Genomic DNA, 20934 nt, shown 5'->3' on the forward strand with positions numbered 1-20934 from the left:
CGCTGGGGGCCGCCGGCGAACTCCGGCGGCTCGCGCCGGTCAGACGGTGTAGTTCAGACCCAGGCGTCCGCCGTCGATGTAGATCGTCTCGCCGGTGACGTAGCTGGCGCGCTCGCTGGCCAGGAAGGCCACGACCTGTGCCACCTCGTCGGCCCGGCCGACGCGGCCAAGAGGGGTCCGCGACATCACCCGCGCCATCGCTTCCGGGTTCGCGTTCACGCCCGCCATCATGTCCGTATCGATGGATCCGGGCCCGACCGCGTTGACGCGGATGCCGTGCGGCGCGAGCGCCAGCGCCGCCGCCTTCGTCAGCTGCATCACCCCGCCCTTCGACGCGCAGTACGAGGCGATCGCCGGGATCGCGACCTGCGCGTTGACCGAGGACATGTTCACGATCGCACCCCGGATCCCCTCGGCGACCATGCCACGGGCCGCGGCCTGGGTCGCCAGGAACGTTCCGGTCAGATTCACGTCGAGGACCTTGCGCCAATCCTCGAGCGACAGGTCGAGGAAATCGCCCGGCACCGCGATGCCGGCGTTGTTCACCAGAACCGACAGCGCACCGTGATCGGCCTCGATCCGCTCGAAGAGGTCGGTCACGGCGTCCGGCGCGCCCATGTCGCACGCCAGCCCGGTGCCGCCCAGCCGTTCGGCCGCCTCGGCGACCGCGTCGCCCTTGATGTCGGCGAGGATGACCTCCGCGCCATCCGCCGCCAGCGCCTCGGCGCAGGCATATCCGATTCCCTGGGCGGCGCCGGTGATGAGTGCGAGCCGTCTGGCCATATCTGTCGTCCCTTTTTCGATGTGTCTTCGTCTTCGTAGGCAAGGCCGGACCGCGCCGCCAGTCCGCGATCAGAGCGCGCGCAGCGCCTGGTGCGCCGACAGCGCGGCGTCGAGCAGCCGCGCGGTCAGCCGTCCGCGCGGCGCCGTCGCCGGCGACCCGAGCGGCAACGGCAGGTCGTCCGGATCGCCGCCGGTCAGCAGCCGCGCCATCGCCGCGCCGAACACCGTGCCGGTGGTGATCCCCCGCCCGTTGTAGCCGATCGGCGTGTAGAGCCCGTCCGCCAGCTGATGGATCCGCGGCAGGTGATCCGGCGTCATCGCGATCACGCCGTCCCACGCGCTCTCGATCCGCACCGGCGGAAGGTCGGGATAGAGACGCCCGATCTGCCGCATCGCCCACCTGCGGGTGAGGCCGGCGTCGGCGTCGCCGTGAAGCCGGCCCATCGTGCCGAGGATCAGCCGCCCCTCCGCATCGCGTCGCAGCGCGCGCATGACCCGGCCGGTGTCCCACAATCCCTGCCCGTCCGGCAGGATGTCCGCCCCCGCAGTCCCGAGAGGCTCGGTCGCGACCTGTACGAAGCGAAGCGGCACGAGGCTGTCCGCCAGTCCCGGCCAGAGCGTATCGGTATACGCGTTCGTGGCGAGAACCACATCGCGCGCGGCGACCGGGCCGCGCGGCGTGTCGACCTGCCATGCGCCGCCATCGTGCCGGAGACCGGTGACGCGGCAGCCGGTCGTGATCGCGGCGCCGGCACCGCGCGCGGCGCGCGCCAGCCCGCGGCAATAGGCCATTGGGTTGATCGTGCCGGCCCGCGCATCGACCAGCCCGCCGTGAAAGGCCCGCGATCCGGTCAGCCGCGACACCTCCGCGGCATCGAGCAGCGTGACCGGCGCGCCCCGCGCCTCCCACGCGTCATGGCGTCCGCGGAGGTCCGCCATCGCCCGCGGCGCATGCGCGGCGTGGATCGTGCCGGTGCGCGTGGCGGCACACCGGATCTGGTGTCGTTCGATCAGGTCGAACACCGCCCGGGGCGCGTCGCCGAACAGATCGAGAAACCGCTCGCCGCGGTCCTGCCCCAGCGCGGCGCGCACGGCTGCTGGCGGCATCCACACTCCGGCATTGACCAGTCCCACGTTGCGGCCCGATCCGCCCTCGCCCAGCCTGCCGGCCTCGATCACCTGCACCGACAGACCGGCCTGCGCCGCATGAAGCGCGGTCGACAGTCCGGTGATCCCGCCGCCCACGATCGCGAGGTCGACGCGCGGCTCGGGCGCGGTGTCCTGCGCCCCGGGCGCGGACTCGAGCGCGGTGACGTCCCACAGCGACACGGGCGCGTGATCTGGCAAGGCGACCCCTCCGGAGATGCGCGGCTTGCACGCCGCGCGCAGTGCCATCACCATCGACCCGAACGCGCGCACCGGACAAGGGTCATCGCATGAAATCCTCCGCCCAGATGGTCGCCGAGGCGCGTGCCCGCATCCACGAACTGGACACCGCCGAGGTGATGGACCTGCACGGCCGCGACGACGTGGTGATCGTCGATATCCGCGACGTGCGCGAACGCCAGAAAACCGGCTGGATTCCGGGCTCGGTCCATGCGCCGCGCGGCATGCTGGAATTCTGGGTCGATCCCGACAGCCCCTACCACCGCCCCGTCTTCGCCCGCCCGGACGCGCGATACATCCTGCATTGCGCCAGTGGATGGCGCTCCGCGCTGGCGACCGCGACGCTGGCCGACATGGGCTTCGAGGCGGCGCATCTGCGCGATGGCTTCACCGACTGGCTGGCGCAAGACGGCCCGGTCGAGATGCCGGACGACGACGAGCGGCGATAACCTTTTGCAATCGATGCGATCCAAAGATCAAAATTCTACCTATCGGCGAGGGTTGATAAAACCCGCGTGACGACGACGGAGTGCGCGCTGCGCCCGTCCTCGCGATGCAGCGAACCACAGAAGATTGGGAGAGCGACATGATGGACGGCGACGACATCCAGGGCAACGGCGGCTGCCCGGTCGTGCATGGCACGATCAAGCACACGACGTTCGGAGCACGCACCAACAAGGATTGGTGGCCGAACCAGCTGAACCTTAAGATCCTGCACCAGAATTCGCCGCTCGGCGATCCGATGGGCGGCGACTTCGACTACGTCGAGGCCTTCAAGACGCTCGACCTCGACGCGGTGAAGGCCGACATCGCGAAGACGCTGACCGACAGCCAGGACTGGTGGCCGGCGGACTACGGCAATTACGGCCCGTTCATGATTCGCATGGCGTGGCACTCCGCCGGCACCTACCGCACCGGTGACGGCCGCGGTGGCTCCTCCTCGGGCAGCCAGCGCTTTGCGCCGCTGAACTCCTGGCCCGACAACGGCAACCTCGACAAGGCCCGCCGCCTGCTGTGGCCGGTCAAGCAGAAGTACGGCCGGGCGCTGTCCTGGGCAGACCTCTTCATCCTGACCGGCAACGTCGCGCTCGAGACCATGGGCTTCAAGACGTTCGGCTTCGGCGGCGGTCGCGAGGACATCTGGGAACCCGAGGAGGATATCTACTGGGGCTCCGAGGAGAAGTGGCTCGCCACGTCCGACGAGGAAAACTCCCGCTATGCCGAGGGCCGAGCGCTCGAGAACCCGCTCGCCGCGGTGCAGATGGGCCTCATCTACGTGAACCCCGAGGGCCCGGACGGCCAGCCCGATCCGCAGGCATCGGCCAACGACATCCGCGAGACCTTCGCGCGCATGGCCATGAACGACGAGGAAACCGTCGCGCTGACCGCCGGCGGCCACACCTTCGGCAAGATGCATGGCGCCGGTTACGCCGCGCATGTCGGCTCCGAGCCCGAGGGCGGCGAGCTGCAGGCCATGGGCTTCGGCTGGAGTTCGACCTTCGAGAGCGGCAAGGGCAAGCACGCGATCACCTCGGGTCTCGAGGGACCGTGGACCCCGACGCCGACCCAGTGGGACATGAGCTACTTCGACATGCTCCTGGGCTACGATTACGAGCTGGTGAAATCGCCGGCCGGCGCGTGGCAGTGGCATCCCAAGGACCTCAAGGCCGAGGATCACGCGCCGCAGGTCGACGGCTCGGGCGAGACGGTCACCACCGTCATGTCGACCGCCGACATGGCGATGAAAACCGACCCGTCCTATCGCGCGATCTCCGAGCGGTTCCACAAGAACCCCGAGGAATTCGCCGACGCCTTCGCCCGCGCGTGGTTCAAGCTGACCCACCGCGACATGGGTCCGAAGGTCCGCTACCTCGGCAACGAGGTGCCGGCCGAAGACCTGATCTGGCAGGATCCGGTGCCCGCGGTGGATCACCCGCTGGTGGACGAGGCCGACGTGAAGGGTCTGAAGTCGAAGATCCTCGACAGCGGTCTCAGCACGCGTGAACTGGTCTACACTGCCTGGTCCTCCGCCGCGACGTTCCGCGGCTCGGACAAGCGCGGCGGTGCCAACGGTGCGCGCGTCCGGCTCGCGCCGCAGAAGGATTGGGAAGTGAACGAGCCCGAACAGCTCGCCCGTGTCCTCGGGTTCTACGAAGGCATCAAGGACGCGTTCGACGCGCAAGGCGACAAGAAGATCTCGCTCGCCGATCTTATCGTGCTCGGCGGCGGGGTCGGCATCGAAAAGGCCGCGGCCGCCGGAGGCTACCCGATCGAGGTGCCGTTCACGCCCGGCCGGACCGACGCGACCGACGAGATGACCGACGCCGAGAGCTTCGAGGTTCTGGAGCCCTACGCCGACGGGTTCCGCAACTACCTCAAGACGTCCTACGCCGTTCCGGCGGAAGAGCTGCTCATCGACCGCGCGCATCTGCTGACGCTGACCGCGCCCGAGATGACGGTGCTCGTCGGCGGCATGCGGACCCTCGAGGCCAATGCAGGCGGATCCGAGCACGGCGTTCTGACCACGCGCCCGGGCACGCTGACGAACGACTTCTTCGTCAACTTGCTCGACATGGGCACGGAGTGGACGCCGGTGGACGAGACGCAGCAGGTGTTCGAGGGCCGCGACCGCAAGAGCGGCGAGCTCAAGTGGACCGGCACGCGCGTCGACCTCGTCTTCGGCTCGAACTCGCAACTGCGTGCGCTGGCCGAGGTCTACGGCTGCGAAGACGCGGGCGGCAAGTTCGTGCAGGACTTCGTCAAGGCATGGACCAAGGTCATGGATGCGGACCGCTTCGAGGTGAAGTGACCCGGCACCCGGGACCGCCCGAAACGGCGCGCGGGGGATACCCCGCGCGCCTTTTTCGTTTGCGACGCACGGCCCCGGGTCAGAGGCGGCAGAGGTAGCCGGTATAGACGTAGCCATTCGGCTGATCGCGCAGGACGGTGCGGCCGCCCGTTTGCTGCACCGCGACGGCCAGCCAGCCGTTCTGCACGTCGCCGCGGCTCTCGACGACGTCGCCGGGCCCGAGCTTCATGATCATCCGGTTGGATGACCCGGGGCCCGTGCGAAGCGCGAGGAAGTTGTCGCCGTTGGGATCGAGTTTGCACACCGCGTAGCCGTCGCCGGAATAGGCGTGGACCGCGGTCGCAATCGTCAGGGCCAGGCCGAGGCCTGCAACGCCGGAACGCATGATCGAAAATCTCCTGAAGGAATGTCGCCGCCGGACGATAGCACGGTGGCGCCCCCCGCGGGAGAGGCTTAGACCTTCTCGAACTGCGCCGCTTCCTTCGCCGTCCAGCGCACGTGCAGGTCGTAGCCGTCCTCGGTCTGGGCCTCGTCCTCGACAAGGCCGCGCTCGAACAGCCACGCGCGCTTGCGCCCGTCCTCGAAACCGAGATGCAGTGCTTCGCGCGTCTTCTCGCCCTCGATGGCGCGGGCGATACCGGCCAGCAGCGGCGCCATGCCCTCGCCCGTCCATGCCGACAGCGCGAAGATCGAGGGCACGCGCTCGGCGCGGGTCATCGCGGCCTCGCGCGCCTCGGGCCCCAGCTGGTCGATCTTGTTCCACACCTCGATCTGCGGCGTCGTCTCGGCCACGCCGAGCGACGCGAGGATCGCGTGCACGTCGTCCGCCTGCTCCTGTGCGTTCGGATGCGAGATGTCGCGCACATGCACGATCAGGTCCGCCTCAAGCACCTCTTCGAGCGTCGCGCGGAACGCTGCGACGAGCTCGGTCGGCAGGTCCGAGATGAAGCCCACGGTATCCGACAGGATGACCTCGGGCCCATCCTCCAGCTTCACGCCGCGCATCGTCGGATCGAGCGTGGCGAACAGCATGTCCTTGGCCATCACCTCGGCGCCGGTGAGCCGGTTGAACAGCGTCGACTTGCCCGCGTTCGTGTAACCCACGAGCGCGACGATCGGATACGGCACCTTGGCGCGCGCCTTGCGGTGAAGCGAGCGGGTCTTCACCACCTTGTCGAGCTGTCGGCGCAGGCGCACCAGCTGTTCGTCGATGGCCCGGCGGTCCGCCTCGATCTGCGTCTCGCCCGGGCCGCCGACGAAGCCGAGCCCGCCGCGCTGCCGTTCGAGGTGCGTCCAGGCCCGCACGAGGCGGGTGCGCTGATACGACAGATGCGCCATCTCGACCTGCAGAACGCCCTCACGCGTGGCCGCGCGGTCCGAGAAGATCTCGAGGATCAGGCCGGTCCGGTCGAGCAGCTTGACCTTCCACGCCTTCTCCAGATTGCGCTGCTGCACCGGCGTGACCGGCCCGTCGACCAGAACCAGTTCGATGCCCTCGGCGCTGATCCGCTCGCCCAGCTCGTCGATCTTGCCCGACCCGAACAGCGCGCGCGGATGCGGATCCGGCAGCGGCACGACCTCTTGGCCCACGACTTCGAGCCCCGGCAAGGCCGAGGCGAGCGCGACCGCTTCGTCGAGCGCCATCACCGGATCACGGCGTTGGCGGTCACTGCGGATGTCGGGATGCAGGACCCACGCGCGGGTCACATGCGGTGCGGTATCGTTCAATTGCCCTCTTCGGCGTCGTAGAGATTGATCGGCTGCGCCGGCATGATGGTCGAGATCGCGTGCTTGTACACCAGCTGCGACTGTCCGTCGCGGCGCAGAAGCACGCAGAAATTGTCGAACCAGGTAATCACACCCTGCAGCTTCACGCCGTTGATGAGGAAAACGGTAACCGGAACCTTGGTCTTGCGAACATGATTAAGAAATGCGTCCTGCAGGTTCTGTCTGTCGGAAGCCATTGAAAAAGCCTTTTTTCTTGTTGACGCCGCATAGCGGCACGAGCCTCGCCGCAGGGAGTATGGAGTGCGTGCCTCCGGACTTCCAGAGAAAATCCGAAACGTGTGCGCTGCCGTGGCGGAGACCGCGCTCAGTCGCGCCAGAGTTCCGGCGTGACGATGACGGCCAGCGCCAGCACCTCGAGCCGCCCGAGGATCATCGCGAACGCGAACACGAGCTTTGTCTCGGCGCTGAACTGCGCCAGCGCGATCGGCATGTCGGTCGCGAAGGTCACGAGCGGCCCGGCATTCGTCAGCGCCGCGATGGTCACGACGAAGGCGGGCTCGAACCGCAACCCCGTGGCCGAAAGCGCAAGCATCACCGCCGTCAGCGTCAGGGCGAAGATCATGAAGAAGACCCACGCGATGAACGCGCCCTCGCGCCGGGTGCGCCGGCTCAGCAGGCTCGACCGGCCGACCGAGCGGGGATGGATCAGCAGTTCCAGCTCGCGCTTTCCTGTCAGGAACAGGATGTAGACCCGCAAGAGCTTCACCCCGCCGGCCGTCGTCGCGACCCCGCCGCCGATGATCGCGAGGCCCATCAGGACAAGCCCCGGCGTTTCGAGCCCCGACCAATCCTGCGCGCGCTCCCAGTCCGCGCTCTCGAACCCGGTGGTCGTCAGGAACGAGAACGCCGTGAAGAGCGCGCCCCAGAACGCCCGCGCCCCGGCGATTAGGTTTTCCTCGTCGCCGACATCGAAGGAGGCCAGCCAATGGCGCAGGAACAGCGCGGTCGGCACCCCGATCCCGATCAGCAGCCCCAGCCGCACCTCGGGATCGAACCAGAAGCCGCGCTTGCGCGCCACGCTCGTATCTCCCGAGAAGGTCAGCCGCGACAGCGCGAAGCCGAGGAAGACGAGGATTACCGCCTCCGACAAGATCCCGCCCTGCGCCTCGGCGAGACCGCCGATCGGCGATATGCCGGATGTCGACATGGTCGCCATCGCGTGACACAGCGCGACGAACGGCAATTCCCCGGTCATCAGCAAGAGCACCCAGATCGCCGCCGTCAGCCCGATATAGAGCGGCACCAGCGCGCCCACCGCACGCGAGAGACGGCTCGCCGGGTCGGCGATGTCGCGGTGTGCCGCACCCGAGGTCGGGCTCTGCCCCGGCTCGCCCGCGGCCGTGACCTCGAACCCGCCGAGCGTCAGCGGCGCAAGGATCGCCGCAGCCGCGACCCATAGCAGCCCCCCGCCCATCCATCCGACTTGCGCGCGCCACAGGTGCTCGGCATCCGACAGCCGTTCGGGTGCAAACAGCGTCGCCCCGGTTGTCGTCAGGCTGGACACCATCTCGACATAGGCGTTGAGAAAGCTCGTCGTGCGCACCGCCTCGTGGAACGGAACGGCAAGGATCGCCGGCAGGATCAGGTAGCCTGCCGCCAGCGCCAGAAGCTGCCGGGTCGGGTGCGCGTTGTGCCGCCGTCCGGACACCGCCACCCCGATCAGCGCCGCCAGGATCAACCCCGACAGCCCGGAATAGAAGAAGCTGCGCGCGTCGTGATACTCTTCCTGCACCAGCGCCAGCCACGCCGGCGCGATCATCCCGGCCGAGAACAGCCCGACCAGCAGGAGCAGAAGCGGCAGGGTGACGAGCGCGCGCATGCCCGGCTCAGAAGAAGTCGATCGAGACCTGCAGGAGCCGCTCGACCTCCGGCACGTCCTTCGACATGGCGAAAAGCACGATCTGGTCGCCCTCCTCGATCCGGAGCCCGCCGGTGATCTTCTGGATCCGGTCGCCGCGTTTCACCGCGCCGACGAGCACGCCCTCGGGAAAGTCGATGTCGCGGATCCGCTGGCCGGCGATGGTGGAGGTCGACATGACCTCGGCCTCGATCACCTCGGCCTCGCCGTCGCCGATCGAATAGACCGCCCGCACGCGCCCGTGACGGATGTGCCGCAGGATCGAGCTGACCGTGGTGGCGCGCGGATTGATGAAGGCGTCGATCCCCAGCGGCTCCATCAGCGGCACCAGCGTCGGGTCGTTCACCAGGACGATCGACATCTTCGCGCCTGCCGCCTTGGCGCGCACCGCGGCGAGCATGTTGGTCTTGTCGTCGTCTGTCACGCACAGGACGGCGTCGGCGCGGTCGATGTTGGCCTCGGCCAGAAGACCCGCATCGAGCCCGTCACCGTTCAGCACGATCGTCTTCTCCAGCGCCTCCGCCGCGCGCTCGGCGCATTTGCGCTCCTTCTCGATGACCTTCGCGCGAATGCGATGCTCGGCGGTCTCGAGTTCGCGCGCGACCATCAGGCCCACGTTGCCGCCCCCGACGAGCACGACGCGCTCCTGCTGGCGGTAGGGCTTTCCGAGGATCTCGAGAAGCCGCGCGATGTCGTCGCGGTGGCACACGAAATAGGCGGAGTCGCCCTCGAACAGCTGGTCGCGCGGCTCGGGCGCGAAGATGCGGCCATCGCGCACCACGCCGACCACCACCGCGCGCAGCGTCGAGAACAGGTCGGTGAGCTGCCGCAGCGGCGTGTTCACGATCGGGCAGCCTTCGTCGATCGTCAGGCCGATCAGCTGAGCGTGCCCGCCGAGGAAGGTCTCGGTGTCGAAGGCCGCGGGCAAGGCGAGCCTCTGCAGCGCCGCGTCGGCCACCTCGCGCTCGGGCGAGATCACCACGTCGATCGGCATGTGATCGCGGCGGTAGAGATCCGAGTAGATCGCCGTCAGGTAGGACTTGGAGCGCAGCCGCGCGATCTTGCGCGGGATCGAAAACACCGAGTGGGCCACCTGGCAGGTGACCATGTTGACCTCGTCGGAATGCGTCGCCGCGATGATCATGTCGGCATCGCGCGCGCCGGCCCGGTCGAGCACATCCGGATACGACGCGAAACCGGCGATACCCTGCACGTCGAGCGTATCCGTGGCCCGGCGCACGAGGTCGGCGTTGTTGTCGACCACGAACACGTCGTTGCGCTCGCCCGAGAGATGGCGGGCGATCTGCCAACCCACCTGACCCGCGCCGCAGATGATGACCTTCATGGATCGCCTTTTCGCGAAGTGCCCCGACAGGATTAACTGACAGCTTGCCCCAAGACGGTCAATCGCCACCCCGCGTCACCGCTGCCGCGGGCGCGCTCACCGATTTCCCCGGGGCCCGGCGGCCGCCGAAGCGGCCCTGTGGCTCTCGCGGGCCGCTCGGGTCCGAGCGGCCGGCCCCGCCGCCCGGCCTCAGCCGACCTGCCGCTCGGCCTCCCGCTCCTCCTCGTCGAACTGCGCGAGCCGCGCGCCGCCCTTGGACGAGGTGACCACGCCGAGGGACTTCAGCTTGCGGTGCAGCGCCGAACGCTCCATCCCGACGAAGCTCGCGGTGCGCGAGATGTTTCCGCCGAACCGGTTGATCTGGGTCAGCAGGTATTCACGCTCGAACGCCTCCCGCGCTTCGCGCAGCGGAAGGGTGGCCAGCGTGCCGGCCAGGACCACGCGCCCTTCCTCGGCGTCGCGCGGCCCGTCCTGCGGCAACTCGCGCGCCTCGATCGGCCCGCTGCCCTCGCCAAGGATCAGCACGCGCTCGACGAGGTTCTTCAGCTGGCGCACGTTGCCCGGCCAGACCATCGTCTGCAGCAGCGCCACCGCGTCCTCGGAGAAGTCGCGCGCCGGCAGGCCCTGCGCCTTGTGGCATTGCTCGACGAAGTGCCGCGCGAGCGTGGGAATATCCTCGCGCCGGTCCTCGAGGCTCGGCACGCCGATCGGCACCACGTTCAGGCGGTGGTACAGTTCCTGGCGGAACCGTCCGGCGGCGATCTCGTCGTCCAGATCGCGGTTGGTGGACGAGATCACGCGCAGATCCACGCGCACCTTGTCCGACCCGCCGACACGGGTGAACTGCTGGTCAACGAGAACGCGCAGGATTTTCGACTGTGTGCCCAAAGGCATGTCGGCGACCTCGTCGAAATAGACCACGCCGCCATGCGCCTGTTCGAGAAGCCCAGGCTCCACGCCGCGGTCGGCGGTTTCGCGGCCAAAGAGCGTCTCTTCCATCGTCTCCGGCGAGACGCCTGCGCAATTGACGGTCACGAAGGGGCCCTGCGCCCGGTTCGACCGCGCGTGGATGTAGCGGGCCGCCACTTCCTTGCCGGCGCCCGCGGGCCCGGTCAGCATCACCCGCCCGTTCGACTTCGTCACCTTGTCGAGCTGCGAGGACAGCGTGCGGAAGGCGGGACTTTCACCGATCATCTCGGCCGCCTGCGTCTCGCGGCGCTTCAGCGACAGGTTCTCGCGCCGCAGACGCGAAGTCTCCATCGCGCGGCGGATCACCACCAGCAGCTGGTCGATGTTGAACGGCTTCTCGATGAAGTCGTAGGCGCCCTGCTTGATCGCCGCGACCGCGATCTCGATGTTGCCGTGCCCCGAGATGATGACGACGGGAATGTCGGGATTGTCCCGTTTCACCGTCTTGAGGATGTCGATCCCGTCCATCTTGCTGTCCTTCAGCCAGATGTCGAGGATGATGAGCGCCGGCGGCTCGCCGTTCACCTCGGCCATCGCCTCGCCGGAATTGCCGGCCAGCCTTGTGGTATAGCCCTCGTCCTCGAGGATGTCCCCGATCAGCTCGCGGATGTCGCGTTCGTCGTCGACGATCAGAATGTCGCCCATGTCACTGCCCTCCTGTCATGCTGTTTCGACCGCACGCGCGGTCTCCGGCGGCGGCGCCTCGGCCACCGGCAGTCGGACGACCGCCATCGCGCCGCGATGGTGCTCGCCCTCCCGGACCGGCGCATCCTCGAGCGCCAGCGTGCCGCCGTGTTCCTCTATGATCTTCTTGACGATGGGCAGGCCGAGGCCGGTGCCCTTGTCGCGGGTGGTCACATACGGCTCGAAGAGCCGTGCGCGGTCTTCCGGCAGGCCGATCCCGTTGTCGGCGATGCGGATTTCGACGAAGCCGTCGGCGCTGCGGCAGCTGACGCGGATCGTCGGCGTCCAGGCCTCCGGCGCTCCGGCCTCGCGCAGGCTCTCGAGCGCCTCACCGGCGTTCTTCATCAGGTTGGTCAGCGCCTGGCTGATCATCGTGGCATCGAGCTCGGAGTGCAGCGGGCCCTCCGGCAGCTCGGTCTCGAACCGCACGCCCGGCTGGCCGCTTTCCTGCAGAAGGATCGTGCCATTCAGCAGCGCGAGCAGGTCCTCGTGCTTGCGGTCGGGCTCGGGCATCCGCGCGAATTGCGAGAATTCGTCGATGATGCGGCGCAGGTCGTCGGTCTGGCGGACGATCCGGTCGCTGAGCGCCGCGACCCGTTCGGCCTCCGCCCCCTCGAGGTGCTTGGCGAAGGTCCGCGACATGCGCTCGGCGGCCAGCTTGATCGGCGTGAGCGGGTTCTTGATCTCGTGCGCGATGCGCCGCGCCACGTCGCCCCAGGCCGCGAGCCGCTGCGCCGAGACGAGGTCGGTCACGTCGTCAAAGGCGATCACGTAGCCCTCGAGGCTGCCATCCTCGCGCCGGCGCGTGGACATCCGCACCAGCAGATGCTCCAGCCGTCCTTCGCGCGAGACCTTGACCTCGTCTTGCACGACCTCGGCCTGAGTGTCGCGCAACCGGTCGAACAGCGCACCGAATTCCGGCACGGCCACGTGGATCGGCAGGCTCTGGTTCTCCTCCTGCCAGTCGAGCAGGCGCTCGGCCGATCGGTTGACGAAGGCCACCCGGCCCTGCGCATCGAGTCCGGCCACCCCCGAGGTGACCGAGCTCAGCACCGAGTCGAACAGCCGCTGCCTGCGTTCGATCTGGCGCGTGTTCTCCAGCAGGCGCTCGCGCTGCCGCTTCAGCTGCCGCGTCATCTGGTTGAAGTAGCGGCCGAGCATCGCGATCTCGTCGTCGCCGGTATCCTCCTTCACGTGCACGTCCAGATCACCGGCGCCCACGCGCTGCGCCGCGCCGGTCAGCCGCCCGACCGGTCGCGAAAGCCGCTCGGCGAACCACAGCCCCAGCCAGACCGCCGCGAGGATCAGAAGCACCGCGAAGCCCAGGTAAAGAAGCGCGAAATCGAAGAGCCGCCGGCCCCGTTCGCTTTCCTGCTGCTGGTAGAAGCGCGCGGTCTCCTGAGTGTCGTCGAGCAGGTTGAGGATGTCGCCGTCAACCGTGCGCGTGACGTAGAGATAGCGGTCCACGAACGCTTCGAGGGGCACGAGCGCCCGGAACTCGTCATTGTCCCAGTCCGGGATCAGCGCCACGCCGTCGGCATCGGCCTCGATGAAGTCGCCGGGCGCCGGCTGCTCGAAGTAGAACAGGTAGGATCCCTCGCCACGGGCGTGAATCTCGCCCGCACCGTCGATCACGAAGGCCTCGGACAGGCCCCGCTGGATCTGCAGCTGGCCGCTGGCCAGGAGTTCGCGCAGCCGTTCGTCGGTCAGAAGGGGCGCCGCCCGCCGGTTGGCGTCGAGGAACGATGCAAGCTCGCGCGCGTCGGTGTCGAGATCGGCCCGGTGCTCGGCCTCGTAGGCTTCGGCGGCGTCGAGCGAGGCACCGACGACGTTCTGCACGCGCGTCGAGAACCACGTCTCGAGCCCCGAATTGATGGTCAGCACGCCGAAAACCGCGACCGTGATCGTGGGCAGAAGCGCCATCAGCGCGAACACGCCCGTCAACCGCAGATGGAGCCGCGAGCCCGCCGACTGCGCCCGCCGCGCGGCGATGAGCATCGCCACGCGGCTGAGCACGAGACCGGCGATCAGGATGATGTAGACAAGGTCGGCGAGCAGGACGAGGCGAAGCGTCGTCGCGTTCGCCGGGCCGCGATCGAGCGGCCCCAGCACCGCGTAGGTCGCGACGGCAAGGATGGGGCCGAGTATGACCAGCCCCAGTGTGACAGCGTTCTGAACACGGCGCTGCCGCCGCAACCGGTCGAGGCGCGACCAGTCGATTGCACGTGCCCGAGTGGCCACAACCACCCCTCGCCTAGATGGACTGCCTCAGGCAGTCGACCGCCATATCTTGTGATCTCTCCGTCACAGCAGCCGCGCATTCGACGCGACGCTGCCACGGGGCCACGCTTATGTTGCGGTTTTACATCAACTTGCGGCGCCGTGTCACGCGAATATCGAGATCGGTGATCTTCTTTCTCAGCGTATTCCGGTTGATGCCGAGAAGGTCGGCGCATTTCGCCTGGTTGCCGCCCGTCGCCTCGAGCGCGATTTCGATCAGCGGCGCCTCCACTTCGCGCAGGATCCTCGCGTAGAGCCCGGGCGGCGGCAGCATGTTGCCGTGCAGGTCGAAATACCGCCGCAGGTGCCGCGCGACCGACGTTCCCAGCTTCTCCGAATCGCCGCCCTTCAGGATCGGCTCCGTCTCCGGCTGGTTGCCGAGCACGGCCTCGACCTCTCCGCGCGTGATCTCGTCGGCCCGGCTGGTCAAGGAAAGCCGCCGCACCGCGTTCTCCAGCTGACGCACGTTGCCGGGCCAGGAATACGCGCGGAACAGCTCCGCGGCCTCCTCCGACAACCAGCGCTTCGGCCCGCCCTCGCGCTCGACGCGGGCAAGGAAATGGTCGGACAGAAGCGCGATGTCCTCCACCCGCTCGCGCAGCGACGGCACCGCGATCGTCGCCCCCGACAGCCGGTAATAGAGGTCGCGCCGGACGCGGCCTTCCTCCATCGCGTGCGCGAGGTCGATCTGGCTTGTCGCCATGAAGCGCGGCACGTGGTCTCCGGGCGCGTCCATCATCCGCACGATGCGCGCCTGCACCTCGTCGGGCGTGTCCGCGATCTCGTCGATCAGGAGCGTGCCGCCCTTGACCCGCGCGAGCACCCGCGCCGGGCCTTCGAGATCGGCCAGTTCGGTCGAGGTGACGGTCACGAAGGGCAGCGTCCGCCGGTCCGAAAAGTCGTGAATGGCCTTTGCGATCAGCGACTTGCCGGTCCCGCTTTCACCGGTCACCAGAACCGGCAGGTCGGTGTTCATCACCTTGGCCACCAGCCGGTACAGTGCCTGCATCGCGGCGGTGCGCCCGACCAGCGGCAGCTCGTCCGGCGCGTCCGCGCCATGGGTCGGCTCCTCGCGCTTCGGCGCGCGATTGCGGTTGTCGAGCGCCCGCGCGGTCCGCTTCATCAGGTCCGGCAGGTCGAACGGTTTCGGCAGGTAGTCGTAGGCCTCGGCCTCCGCGGCCTGGATCGCCGTCATGATCGTGTTCTGCGCCGAGATCACGATCACCGGCAGGTCGGGACGGTCCTGCTGGATCTTCGGCAGCATTTCCAGGCCGTTGCCGTCCGGCATGACCACGTCCGAGATCACCACGTCACCCTTGCCCTCGGCCACCCAGCGCATGAGCGTTGTCAGCGAGGATGTCGCGTGAACCTTGCAGCCCGCGCGCGTCAGCGCCTGCGTGAGCACCGTGCGGATCGTGCGGTCGTCGTCGGCGACCAGAACCGTGCCGTCCATCAGTTTGTCTCCTTGGCATCGCGGGGGGCGCGCGGCAGCGAGATACGGAACCGTGTCCGCCCCGGCACGCTCTCGACGGAGATCCACCCGTCGTGGTCTGAAATGATCTTGGACACGAGCGCGAGGCCGAGCCCTGTGCCGTTCTCCTTGCCCGACACGAACGGGTCGAACACGTCGCCGCGGATGTCGTCCGGCAGGCCCGGACCGTCATCCTCGATCTCGATCTGCAGCGGCACCGACTGACCGCCGCCATCGGCGCGTCGCAGGCGGAAGCTGTGCTCGTAGAACGTCCGCAGGCGGATCTTGCCGCCGGATTTTGAATCAGCGGCTTCCGCCGCGTTCTTCAACAGGTTCAGCACCACCTGCAGCAGCTGGTCCGGGTCGCCCCGCGCCAGCGGCAGCGACGGGTCGTAATCCTCGATGATCTTCATGTGCCCGCCGAAGCCGAGCAGCGCAGAGCGCCGCGCCCGGTCCAGAACGTCATGGATGTTCACCGCGCGCATCTCGGGCGCCGACAGGTTGCCGAACTGCTCCACCTGTTCGAGCAGCTTCACCACCCGCCGTGTCTCGCCGACGATCAGGTCGGTCAGCTCCAGATCCTCCTTGGAGAGGTTCATCGAAAGGAGCTGCGCCGCGCCGGCGATCCCCGCCAACGGGTTCTTGATCTCGTGCGCGAGCATCTCGGCCATGCCGATGGCGCTCTTGGCGGCGGACTTGACCGAATGGCTCTGCGTCATCCGCCCGGCAAGCTCGCGCGGCGAAATCAGCATGACCATCCAGCCCGGCTGCCCCGACACCGGCGCGATATGCAGCGAGCAGACGAGCGGCGGACGCGCCCCGGTGCCCACGTCGACGTCGTTGACGAACAGCGGCGTGCCCTGCCGGCGGGCGCGCTCGAGGCTCTCCTCGAGCGGCGCGTCGACGGCGAGCCGGTCCCAGATCGGCTGCCCCACCAGCCACTTGGCCGAGTTGTTCATGAAGCCTTCGGCGGCCGGGTTGAGATCCGCGATGCGGTCCGCCCCGTCGATCAGAACCGCCGGCACCGGCAGCGACGACCAGATGTCGGCCTGCGTGGACGCGCTCATGCGGCGACCTGCCGGGCCGCGCCCACCGCCTCGGGCAACCGCGCCAGCACGGCGCCCGGGTCGGCCGCAGTCAGGATCTCGCGCCGCAGGCCCGCCGGCGTTCCGGCGTCATCCATGTACCAGCCGAGATGCTTGCGCGCGACGCGCACGCCCAGAGACATGCCGTAGAAGTCCAGCATCGCCTCGTAATGCCCTGAAACCATGTCGCTGAGGGCCGATCCCTGCGGCACGTCCGGCGCCCGGCCGGTCCCGAGTGCCGCCGCGATCCGCGCCAGCTGCCACGGCCGGCCCTGCGCGCCGCGGCCGATCATCACCCCCGCCGCGCCCGACAGGCGCAGCGCCTCGCGCGCGCTCGCGGCGTCCACGATGTCGCCGTTGGCGATCACCGGGACCGACACCGCGGACGTGACCGCGCGGATCGCGTCCCAGTCGGCCGCGCCCTTGTAGAACTGGCAGCGCGTGCGCCCGTGGATCACGATCATCGCGACGCCCGCGCCCTCGGCGCGGCGCGCGAGATCCGCCGCGTTGAGGCAATCGGCGTCCCAGCCGAGCCGGGTCTTGAGCGTGACCGGCACCTCGACGGCCCCCGCCACGGCCTCGATCAGGCGCTGCGCGTGGTCGAGATCGCGCAGCAGCGCGGACCCCGAATATCCGCCCACGACCTTCTTGGCCGGGCAGCCCATGTTGATGTCGATGACCGCCGCGCCCTGCCCCGCGACCATGCGGGCCGCCTCGGCCATCCAGTGCGCATCGCGCCCCGCCAGCTGGACCGAGGTGTTCGCGGCGTCGATGCCGAGCTCGGCCTTCTCGCGCACCGCCCACTTGCCCTGCACCATTTCCTGGCTCGCGATCATCTCGGACACGACGAGCCCCGCTCCGAAGCCCGAGACGAGGCTTCGGAACGGCAGATCGGTGATGCCCGCAAGCGGCGCGAGGAGCACCGGCATCGAAAGGTCGCGCTGTCCGAGAGTGACGCTCAAGCGATTATTCCTTGTGCACTGGGTTCCAGCTAACCCGCTCGCGTCAGGCGTTCAATTCTCGCCGCCGGTTCCGAACGCGCGAAAAAGAGCCAACGCCTAATTTTTAATCGCACGCGGCGCGGCGATTGCGTGCCTCCCGCGCAGCCCCTAGAGAAGCGCTGACCGGAAAGGAAGCGCCCCCACCATGCGTCACGCCGCCCTCATCGTCGCGGCCGGCCGCGGCACGCGGGCCGGCGGCCCGCTCCCCAAGCAATGGCAGGAGGTGGCGGGCCAGAGCGTCGCGCGCTGGACGCTGCAGGCCTTCGCCCATCTCGACGCCCGCGTTCTGGTGATCCACCCCGAGGACCGCGCCCGCGCCGAGGCCGAGGCCGCCGGCCTCGACACCCGGATCGTGCCGGGCGGCGCCGACCGCGCGGCGTCGGTGCGCGCGGGGCTCGAGGCGCTGGTCGCCGCGGCGCCCGAGGCCGTCCTGATCCACGACGTCGCCCGGCCGGCGGTGCCGCGCACCGTCATAGACGCGGTGCTCGGCGCGCTCTCCGGCGCGCCCGGCGCGGCGCCGGCGCTGCCGGTGACCGACGCGCTGTGGCGCGGCGCGGACGGCCGCGTGGCAGCCAGCGTGCCGCGCGACGGTCTTTTTCGCGCGCAGACACCGCAGGGCTTCCGCTTCCGCGCGATCCTCGATGCGCACATGGCTCATCGCGGCGCCGCCGCCGACGACGTCGAGGTGGCGCGCGCCGCCGGGCTCGACGTGGCGATCGTGCCGGGATCCGAGGACAATCTGAAAATCACCGCGCCCGGCGACTTCGCCCGCGCCGCGCGGATTCTGGAGGACAGGCATGGATATACGGCTCGGGAACGGATTTGACGTGCATCGCTTTCGCGACGGCGACGGCGTGACACTCTGCGGCGTGCACGTGCCCCACGATGCCGCGCTCGACGGGCATTCCGATGCCGACGTCGCGATGCACGCGCTGACGGACGCGATCTACGGCGCGCTGGCCGAGGGCGACATCGGAACGCACTTTCCGCCCTCCGACCCGCAATGGAAAGGCGCGGAAAGCCACGTGTTCCTGCGTCACGCGGTCGATCGCGCGGGCGCGCGCGGCTTCGCCCTGTCCAACCTCGACGTGACGATCATCTGCGAGATGCCCAAGGTCGGCCCCCATGCCGGCGCCATGCGCGCCGCGCTCGCGGGGATCACGGGCATCGACGCGTCCCGCGTGTCGGTCAAGGCGACGACCTCCGAACGCCTCGGCTTCACCGGCCGCGGCGAGGGGATCGCGGCGCTGGCCACCTGCGCGCTGGTGGCGGCATGAGCCGCGCGGTCGCAACCCTCTTCGGCGTCGGCCTCCTGCGGCCCGCGCCCGGCACGTGGGGATCGCTCGCCGCGCTGCCGCTGTTCTGGGCGCTGCACGCGATCGGGGGGATCTGGCTGACGCTCGCGGCGACCGTCGCCGTCACGCTCGGCGGCGTCGCCATCGTCCGTGCCGCGACCCAAGGCGCGGACACGGACCCACCCGAGATCGTCATCGACGAGGTCGCCGGCCAGTGGATCGCGCTCCTGCCGGTGTCCTACGGCGCGGCGTTTGCCGGTGTCGGCGTGCTCGCGCTCTGGCCCGGCTGGGTCGTGGGGTTTGCGGCATTCCGCCTCTTCGACATCCGCAAACCGTGGCTCGTCGGCCGCGCGGACCGCATGGGCGGCCCCTGGGGCGTGATGCTGGACGATGTCGTCGCCGGGATCCTCGCCGCGCTGGTGGTGATCGTCTCGGGCGCGGTCTACCACGTGGTGCTGATGTGACCGGGCACGAGGAAGCCGCCGAGGCGATCCGCCGCGCCGCCACCGACCGCGGCCTGACGGTGACGGCGGCCGAAAGCTGCACCGGCGGCATGGTCGCCGCCGCGCTCACCGACGTCGCCGGCTCCTCGGCGATCTTCGAGCGGGGCTACGTCACCTATTCGAACGCCGCGAAGTCCGAGATGCTGGGCGTGTCGCCCGACACGCTGGCGGCGCATGGCGCGGTGTCCGAACCGGTGGTCCGCGAGATGGCGCAAGGCGCGCGCGACCTCGCGCGCGCCGACATCGCCGTCGCGATCAGCGGGATCGCCGGGCCCGGCGGATCCGACACGAAGCCCGAGGGCCGGGTCTGCTTCGCGCTCGCAACCGACCGCGGCACGGATGTCGAGACGGTGGAGTTCGGCGCACTCGGCCGGGCGGCGGTGCGCGCGGCGGCGCGCGATCGCGCGCTCGCGCTCATCCGCGCCGCGCTCGAGACCTGATCCTCAGCCGTAGAGCTGTGCCGCGCGCCGTTCGAAGGCGCGCACGATTCGCTGCATCGCGTCGTTGAACACGACCCCGATGATCGAGCGCAGCATGGCGTTCTTGAACTCGAAATCGACGAAGAACGACACTTCCACGCCGCCCTCCACGTCCTTGAAATGCCAGCGACTTTCCATGTAGCGGAATGGCCCGTCGATATACTCGGTGTCGATCGTCCGGCTTTCGGGCCAGAGCGTCACCTTCGAGCCGAAGCGTTCGCGGAAGACGCGGAACGAGATCACGAGATCCGCCTGCATCACTGTGTGGTCGCCGTGATCCTCCGTGGAGCGCACGCGCGCGGCGGCGCACCAGGGCAGGAATTCGGGGTACGAACCGACATCGGCGACGAGATCGTACATCTGGTCTGCCGTATACGGCAGCACCTTCGTTTCGGAATGGGTCGTCATGGCCGGTCCGGTGATCTGCGTGACAGTGCGGGTCCATGTCGTATGGTGCGCACGGAAAATCAAGGGAATCCCATGACCACGCGACCCTATGTCATCGACGAGATGATCTCGGCCAAGTCGATCGCCGCCAAGGTCGAAAGCCTCGCGCGCGAGATCGCGTCGGAGTTCCGCGACACCGAACAGCTCGTGGTCGTCGGGCTGCTGCGCGGCTCGTTCATCTTCATCGCCGACCTCGTGCGCGAGCTGAAGCTGCCGGTCGAGGTCGATTTCCTCGAGGTCTCGTCCTACGGCAACGCGATGGAATCGAGCCGCGAGGTCCGGATCCTGAAGGATCTGCGCACCGGCGTGGAGGGGCGCGACGTTCTCGTGGTCGAGGATATCGTCGACACCGGCCACACCCTGCGACACGTGGTCAACCTGCTGCAGTCCCGCGGCCCGCGCCGCCTGCGGACCATCGCGCTTCTCGACAAGCCGTCCCGCCGGGAAACCGACATCAAGGCCGACTGGACCGGGTTCGAGATCCCCGACGAGTTCGTGGTGGGCTACGGCATCGATTACGCGCAGCGCGACCGCAACCTGCCGCATATCGGCAAGGTCCGGTTCACCGAATGAATCTGCACTGGCTCATGCGGATGCGCCGCTGGGCGCAGAATCCGCCGTCGTGGAAGATGGTGAAGTTCGTCTTCGCCATCATCGCGATCTGCGCGGCGCTTTTCTCGGTCGAACGCTATGTCGGCCTGCCCGAATGGATGAACGCGGCGCCCCGCGGACCGATGCGCCTGCCCTGACC

General features: G+C 68.8%; 21 protein-coding genes. 8 read left to right on the forward strand and 13 right to left on the reverse strand.

Annotation, left to right across the window (positions count from 1 at the left end; translation table 11 throughout):
- Positions 1 to 39 precede the first annotated feature (39 nt).
- Together ROJ8625_RS08260 and ROJ8625_RS08265 are read right to left on the reverse strand one after the other, a co-directional pair.
- Positions 40 to 783: an SDR family NAD(P)-dependent oxidoreductase gene (locus ROJ8625_RS08260; protein ID WP_085791422.1), complete on the reverse strand. Its 744-nt coding sequence runs from the start codon at positions 781 to 783 to the stop codon at positions 40 to 42.
- 69 nt (positions 784 to 852) lie between these two features.
- Positions 853 to 2130, reverse strand: a complete 1278-nt coding sequence (locus ROJ8625_RS08265; RefSeq protein ID WP_234984216.1) for an NAD(P)/FAD-dependent oxidoreductase — start codon at positions 2128 to 2130, stop codon at positions 853 to 855.
- A gap of 89 nt (positions 2131 to 2219) precedes the next feature.
- Between ROJ8625_RS08265 and ROJ8625_RS08270 the strand changes: the two genes are divergently transcribed.
- Both ROJ8625_RS08270 and katG read left to right on the forward strand, forming a co-directional pair.
- A complete protein-coding gene (locus ROJ8625_RS08270; protein WP_085791423.1) occupies positions 2220 to 2618 on the forward strand; it encodes a rhodanese-like domain-containing protein in 399 nt (132 codons plus the stop codon).
- A 140-nt stretch (positions 2619 to 2758) separates the two neighbouring features.
- A complete protein-coding gene (gene katG / locus ROJ8625_RS08275; protein ID WP_085791888.1) occupies positions 2759 to 4978 on the forward strand; it encodes a catalase/peroxidase HPI in 2220 nt (739 codons plus the stop codon).
- Between the two features lie 79 nt (positions 4979 to 5057).
- Here the strand turns inward: katG and ROJ8625_RS08280 are convergent, their stop codons facing one another.
- The 10 genes from ROJ8625_RS08280 to dusB all read right to left on the reverse strand — a co-directional run bounded on the left by ROJ8625_RS08280 (position 5058) and on the right by dusB (position 17420).
- The gene (locus ROJ8625_RS08280) at positions 5058 to 5363 is read right to left on the reverse strand and encodes an SH3 domain-containing protein (RefSeq protein ID WP_085791424.1); all 306 of its coding nucleotides are present in this window, start codon (positions 5361 to 5363) and stop codon (positions 5058 to 5060) included.
- Between the two features lie 68 nt (positions 5364 to 5431).
- Positions 5432 to 6685: a GTPase HflX gene (gene hflX / locus ROJ8625_RS08285; RefSeq protein ID WP_085791889.1), complete on the reverse strand. Its 1254-nt coding sequence runs from the start codon at positions 6683 to 6685 to the stop codon at positions 5432 to 5434.
- A gap of 17 nt (positions 6686 to 6702) precedes the next feature.
- A complete protein-coding gene (hfq, locus tag ROJ8625_RS08290) occupies positions 6703 to 6942 on the reverse strand; it encodes an RNA chaperone Hfq (RefSeq protein ID WP_085791425.1) in 240 nt (79 codons plus the stop codon).
- A gap of 128 nt (positions 6943 to 7070) precedes the next feature.
- Positions 7071 to 8585: a TrkH family potassium uptake protein gene (locus tag ROJ8625_RS08295; RefSeq protein ID WP_085791426.1), complete on the reverse strand. Its 1515-nt coding sequence runs from the start codon at positions 8583 to 8585 to the stop codon at positions 7071 to 7073.
- Between the two features lie 7 nt (positions 8586 to 8592).
- A complete protein-coding gene (gene trkA, locus ROJ8625_RS08300) occupies positions 8593 to 9969 on the reverse strand; it encodes a Trk system potassium transporter TrkA (RefSeq protein WP_085791427.1) in 1377 nt (458 codons plus the stop codon).
- Between the two features lie 189 nt (positions 9970 to 10158).
- Positions 10159 to 11583 carry a nitrogen assimilation response regulator NtrX gene (gene ntrX, locus ROJ8625_RS08305; protein ID WP_085791428.1) on the reverse strand — a complete coding sequence of 475 codons (1425 nt, stop codon included), beginning with the start codon at positions 11581 to 11583 and terminating at the stop codon, positions 10159 to 10161.
- Between the two features lie 15 nt (positions 11584 to 11598).
- Complete coding sequence (locus ROJ8625_RS08310; protein WP_085791429.1) at positions 11599 to 13863, reverse strand: sensor histidine kinase NtrY-like; 2265 nt, start codon at positions 13861 to 13863, stop codon at positions 11599 to 11601.
- A gap of 121 nt (positions 13864 to 13984) precedes the next feature.
- Positions 13985 to 15355 carry a response regulator gene (locus ROJ8625_RS08315; RefSeq protein ID WP_085791430.1) on the reverse strand — a complete coding sequence of 457 codons (1371 nt, stop codon included), beginning with the start codon at positions 15353 to 15355 and terminating at the stop codon, positions 13985 to 13987.
- On the reverse strand, positions 15355 to 16440 hold the full coding sequence (locus ROJ8625_RS08320) for a two-component system sensor histidine kinase NtrB (RefSeq protein WP_085791431.1): 1086 nt from the start codon (positions 16438 to 16440) through the stop codon (positions 15355 to 15357). Before ROJ8625_RS08320 ends, ROJ8625_RS08315 begins: the two co-directional genes overlap by 1 nt.
- The gene (gene dusB, locus ROJ8625_RS08325; RefSeq protein ID WP_085791432.1) at positions 16437 to 17420 is read right to left on the reverse strand and encodes a tRNA dihydrouridine synthase DusB; all 984 of its coding nucleotides are present in this window, start codon (positions 17418 to 17420) and stop codon (positions 16437 to 16439) included. Before dusB ends, ROJ8625_RS08320 begins: the two co-directional genes overlap by 4 nt.
- Before the next feature lie 184 nt (positions 17421 to 17604).
- On the opposite strand from dusB, the gene ispD reads away from it, so the two are divergent.
- Genes ispD through ROJ8625_RS08345 form a run of 4 tightly spaced genes read left to right on the forward strand, consistent with a single transcriptional unit; the run spans position 17605 to position 19697 of the window.
- Complete coding sequence (gene ispD / locus ROJ8625_RS21175) at positions 17605 to 18285, forward strand: 2-C-methyl-D-erythritol 4-phosphate cytidylyltransferase (RefSeq protein ID WP_085791433.1); 681 nt, start codon at positions 17605 to 17607, stop codon at positions 18283 to 18285.
- Positions 18257 to 18736 (forward strand): 2-C-methyl-D-erythritol 2,4-cyclodiphosphate synthase, encoded by a 480-nt coding sequence (ispF, locus tag ROJ8625_RS21180; protein WP_085791434.1) that lies wholly within the window; start codon positions 18257 to 18259, stop codon positions 18734 to 18736. Before ispD ends, ispF begins: the two co-directional genes overlap by 29 nt.
- On the forward strand, positions 18733 to 19218 hold the full coding sequence (locus ROJ8625_RS08340; protein WP_085791435.1) for a phosphatidylglycerophosphatase A family protein: 486 nt from the start codon (positions 18733 to 18735) through the stop codon (positions 19216 to 19218). The genes ispF and ROJ8625_RS08340 overlap by 4 nt, the downstream gene beginning before the upstream one ends.
- On the forward strand, positions 19215 to 19697 hold the full coding sequence (locus ROJ8625_RS08345; protein WP_085791436.1) for a CinA family protein: 483 nt from the start codon (positions 19215 to 19217) through the stop codon (positions 19695 to 19697). The genes ROJ8625_RS08340 and ROJ8625_RS08345 overlap by 4 nt, the downstream gene beginning before the upstream one ends.
- Positions 19698 to 19700: 3 nt before the next feature.
- Here the strand turns inward: ROJ8625_RS08345 and ROJ8625_RS08350 are convergent, their stop codons facing one another.
- Entirely contained in the window at positions 19701 to 20144 is a 444-nt protein-coding gene (locus ROJ8625_RS08350; RefSeq protein WP_085791437.1) for a type II toxin-antitoxin system RatA family toxin, read from the reverse strand.
- A 72-nt stretch (positions 20145 to 20216) separates the two neighbouring features.
- On the opposite strand from ROJ8625_RS08350, the gene hpt reads away from it, so the two are divergent.
- Together hpt and ROJ8625_RS08360 are read left to right on the forward strand one after the other, a co-directional pair.
- The gene (hpt, locus tag ROJ8625_RS08355; RefSeq protein WP_085791438.1) at positions 20217 to 20756 is read left to right on the forward strand and encodes a hypoxanthine phosphoribosyltransferase; all 540 of its coding nucleotides are present in this window, start codon (positions 20217 to 20219) and stop codon (positions 20754 to 20756) included.
- On the forward strand, positions 20753 to 20932 hold the full coding sequence (locus ROJ8625_RS08360) for a hypothetical protein (RefSeq protein ID WP_085791439.1): 180 nt from the start codon (positions 20753 to 20755) through the stop codon (positions 20930 to 20932). The genes hpt and ROJ8625_RS08360 overlap by 4 nt, the downstream gene beginning before the upstream one ends.
- Positions 20933 to 20934 lie beyond the last annotated feature (2 nt).

Origin of the sequence: Roseivivax jejudonensis (assembly GCF_900172265.1) — a bacterium.
Taxonomy (GTDB): domain Bacteria; phylum Pseudomonadota; class Alphaproteobacteria; order Rhodobacterales; family Rhodobacteraceae; genus Roseivivax; species Roseivivax jejudonensis.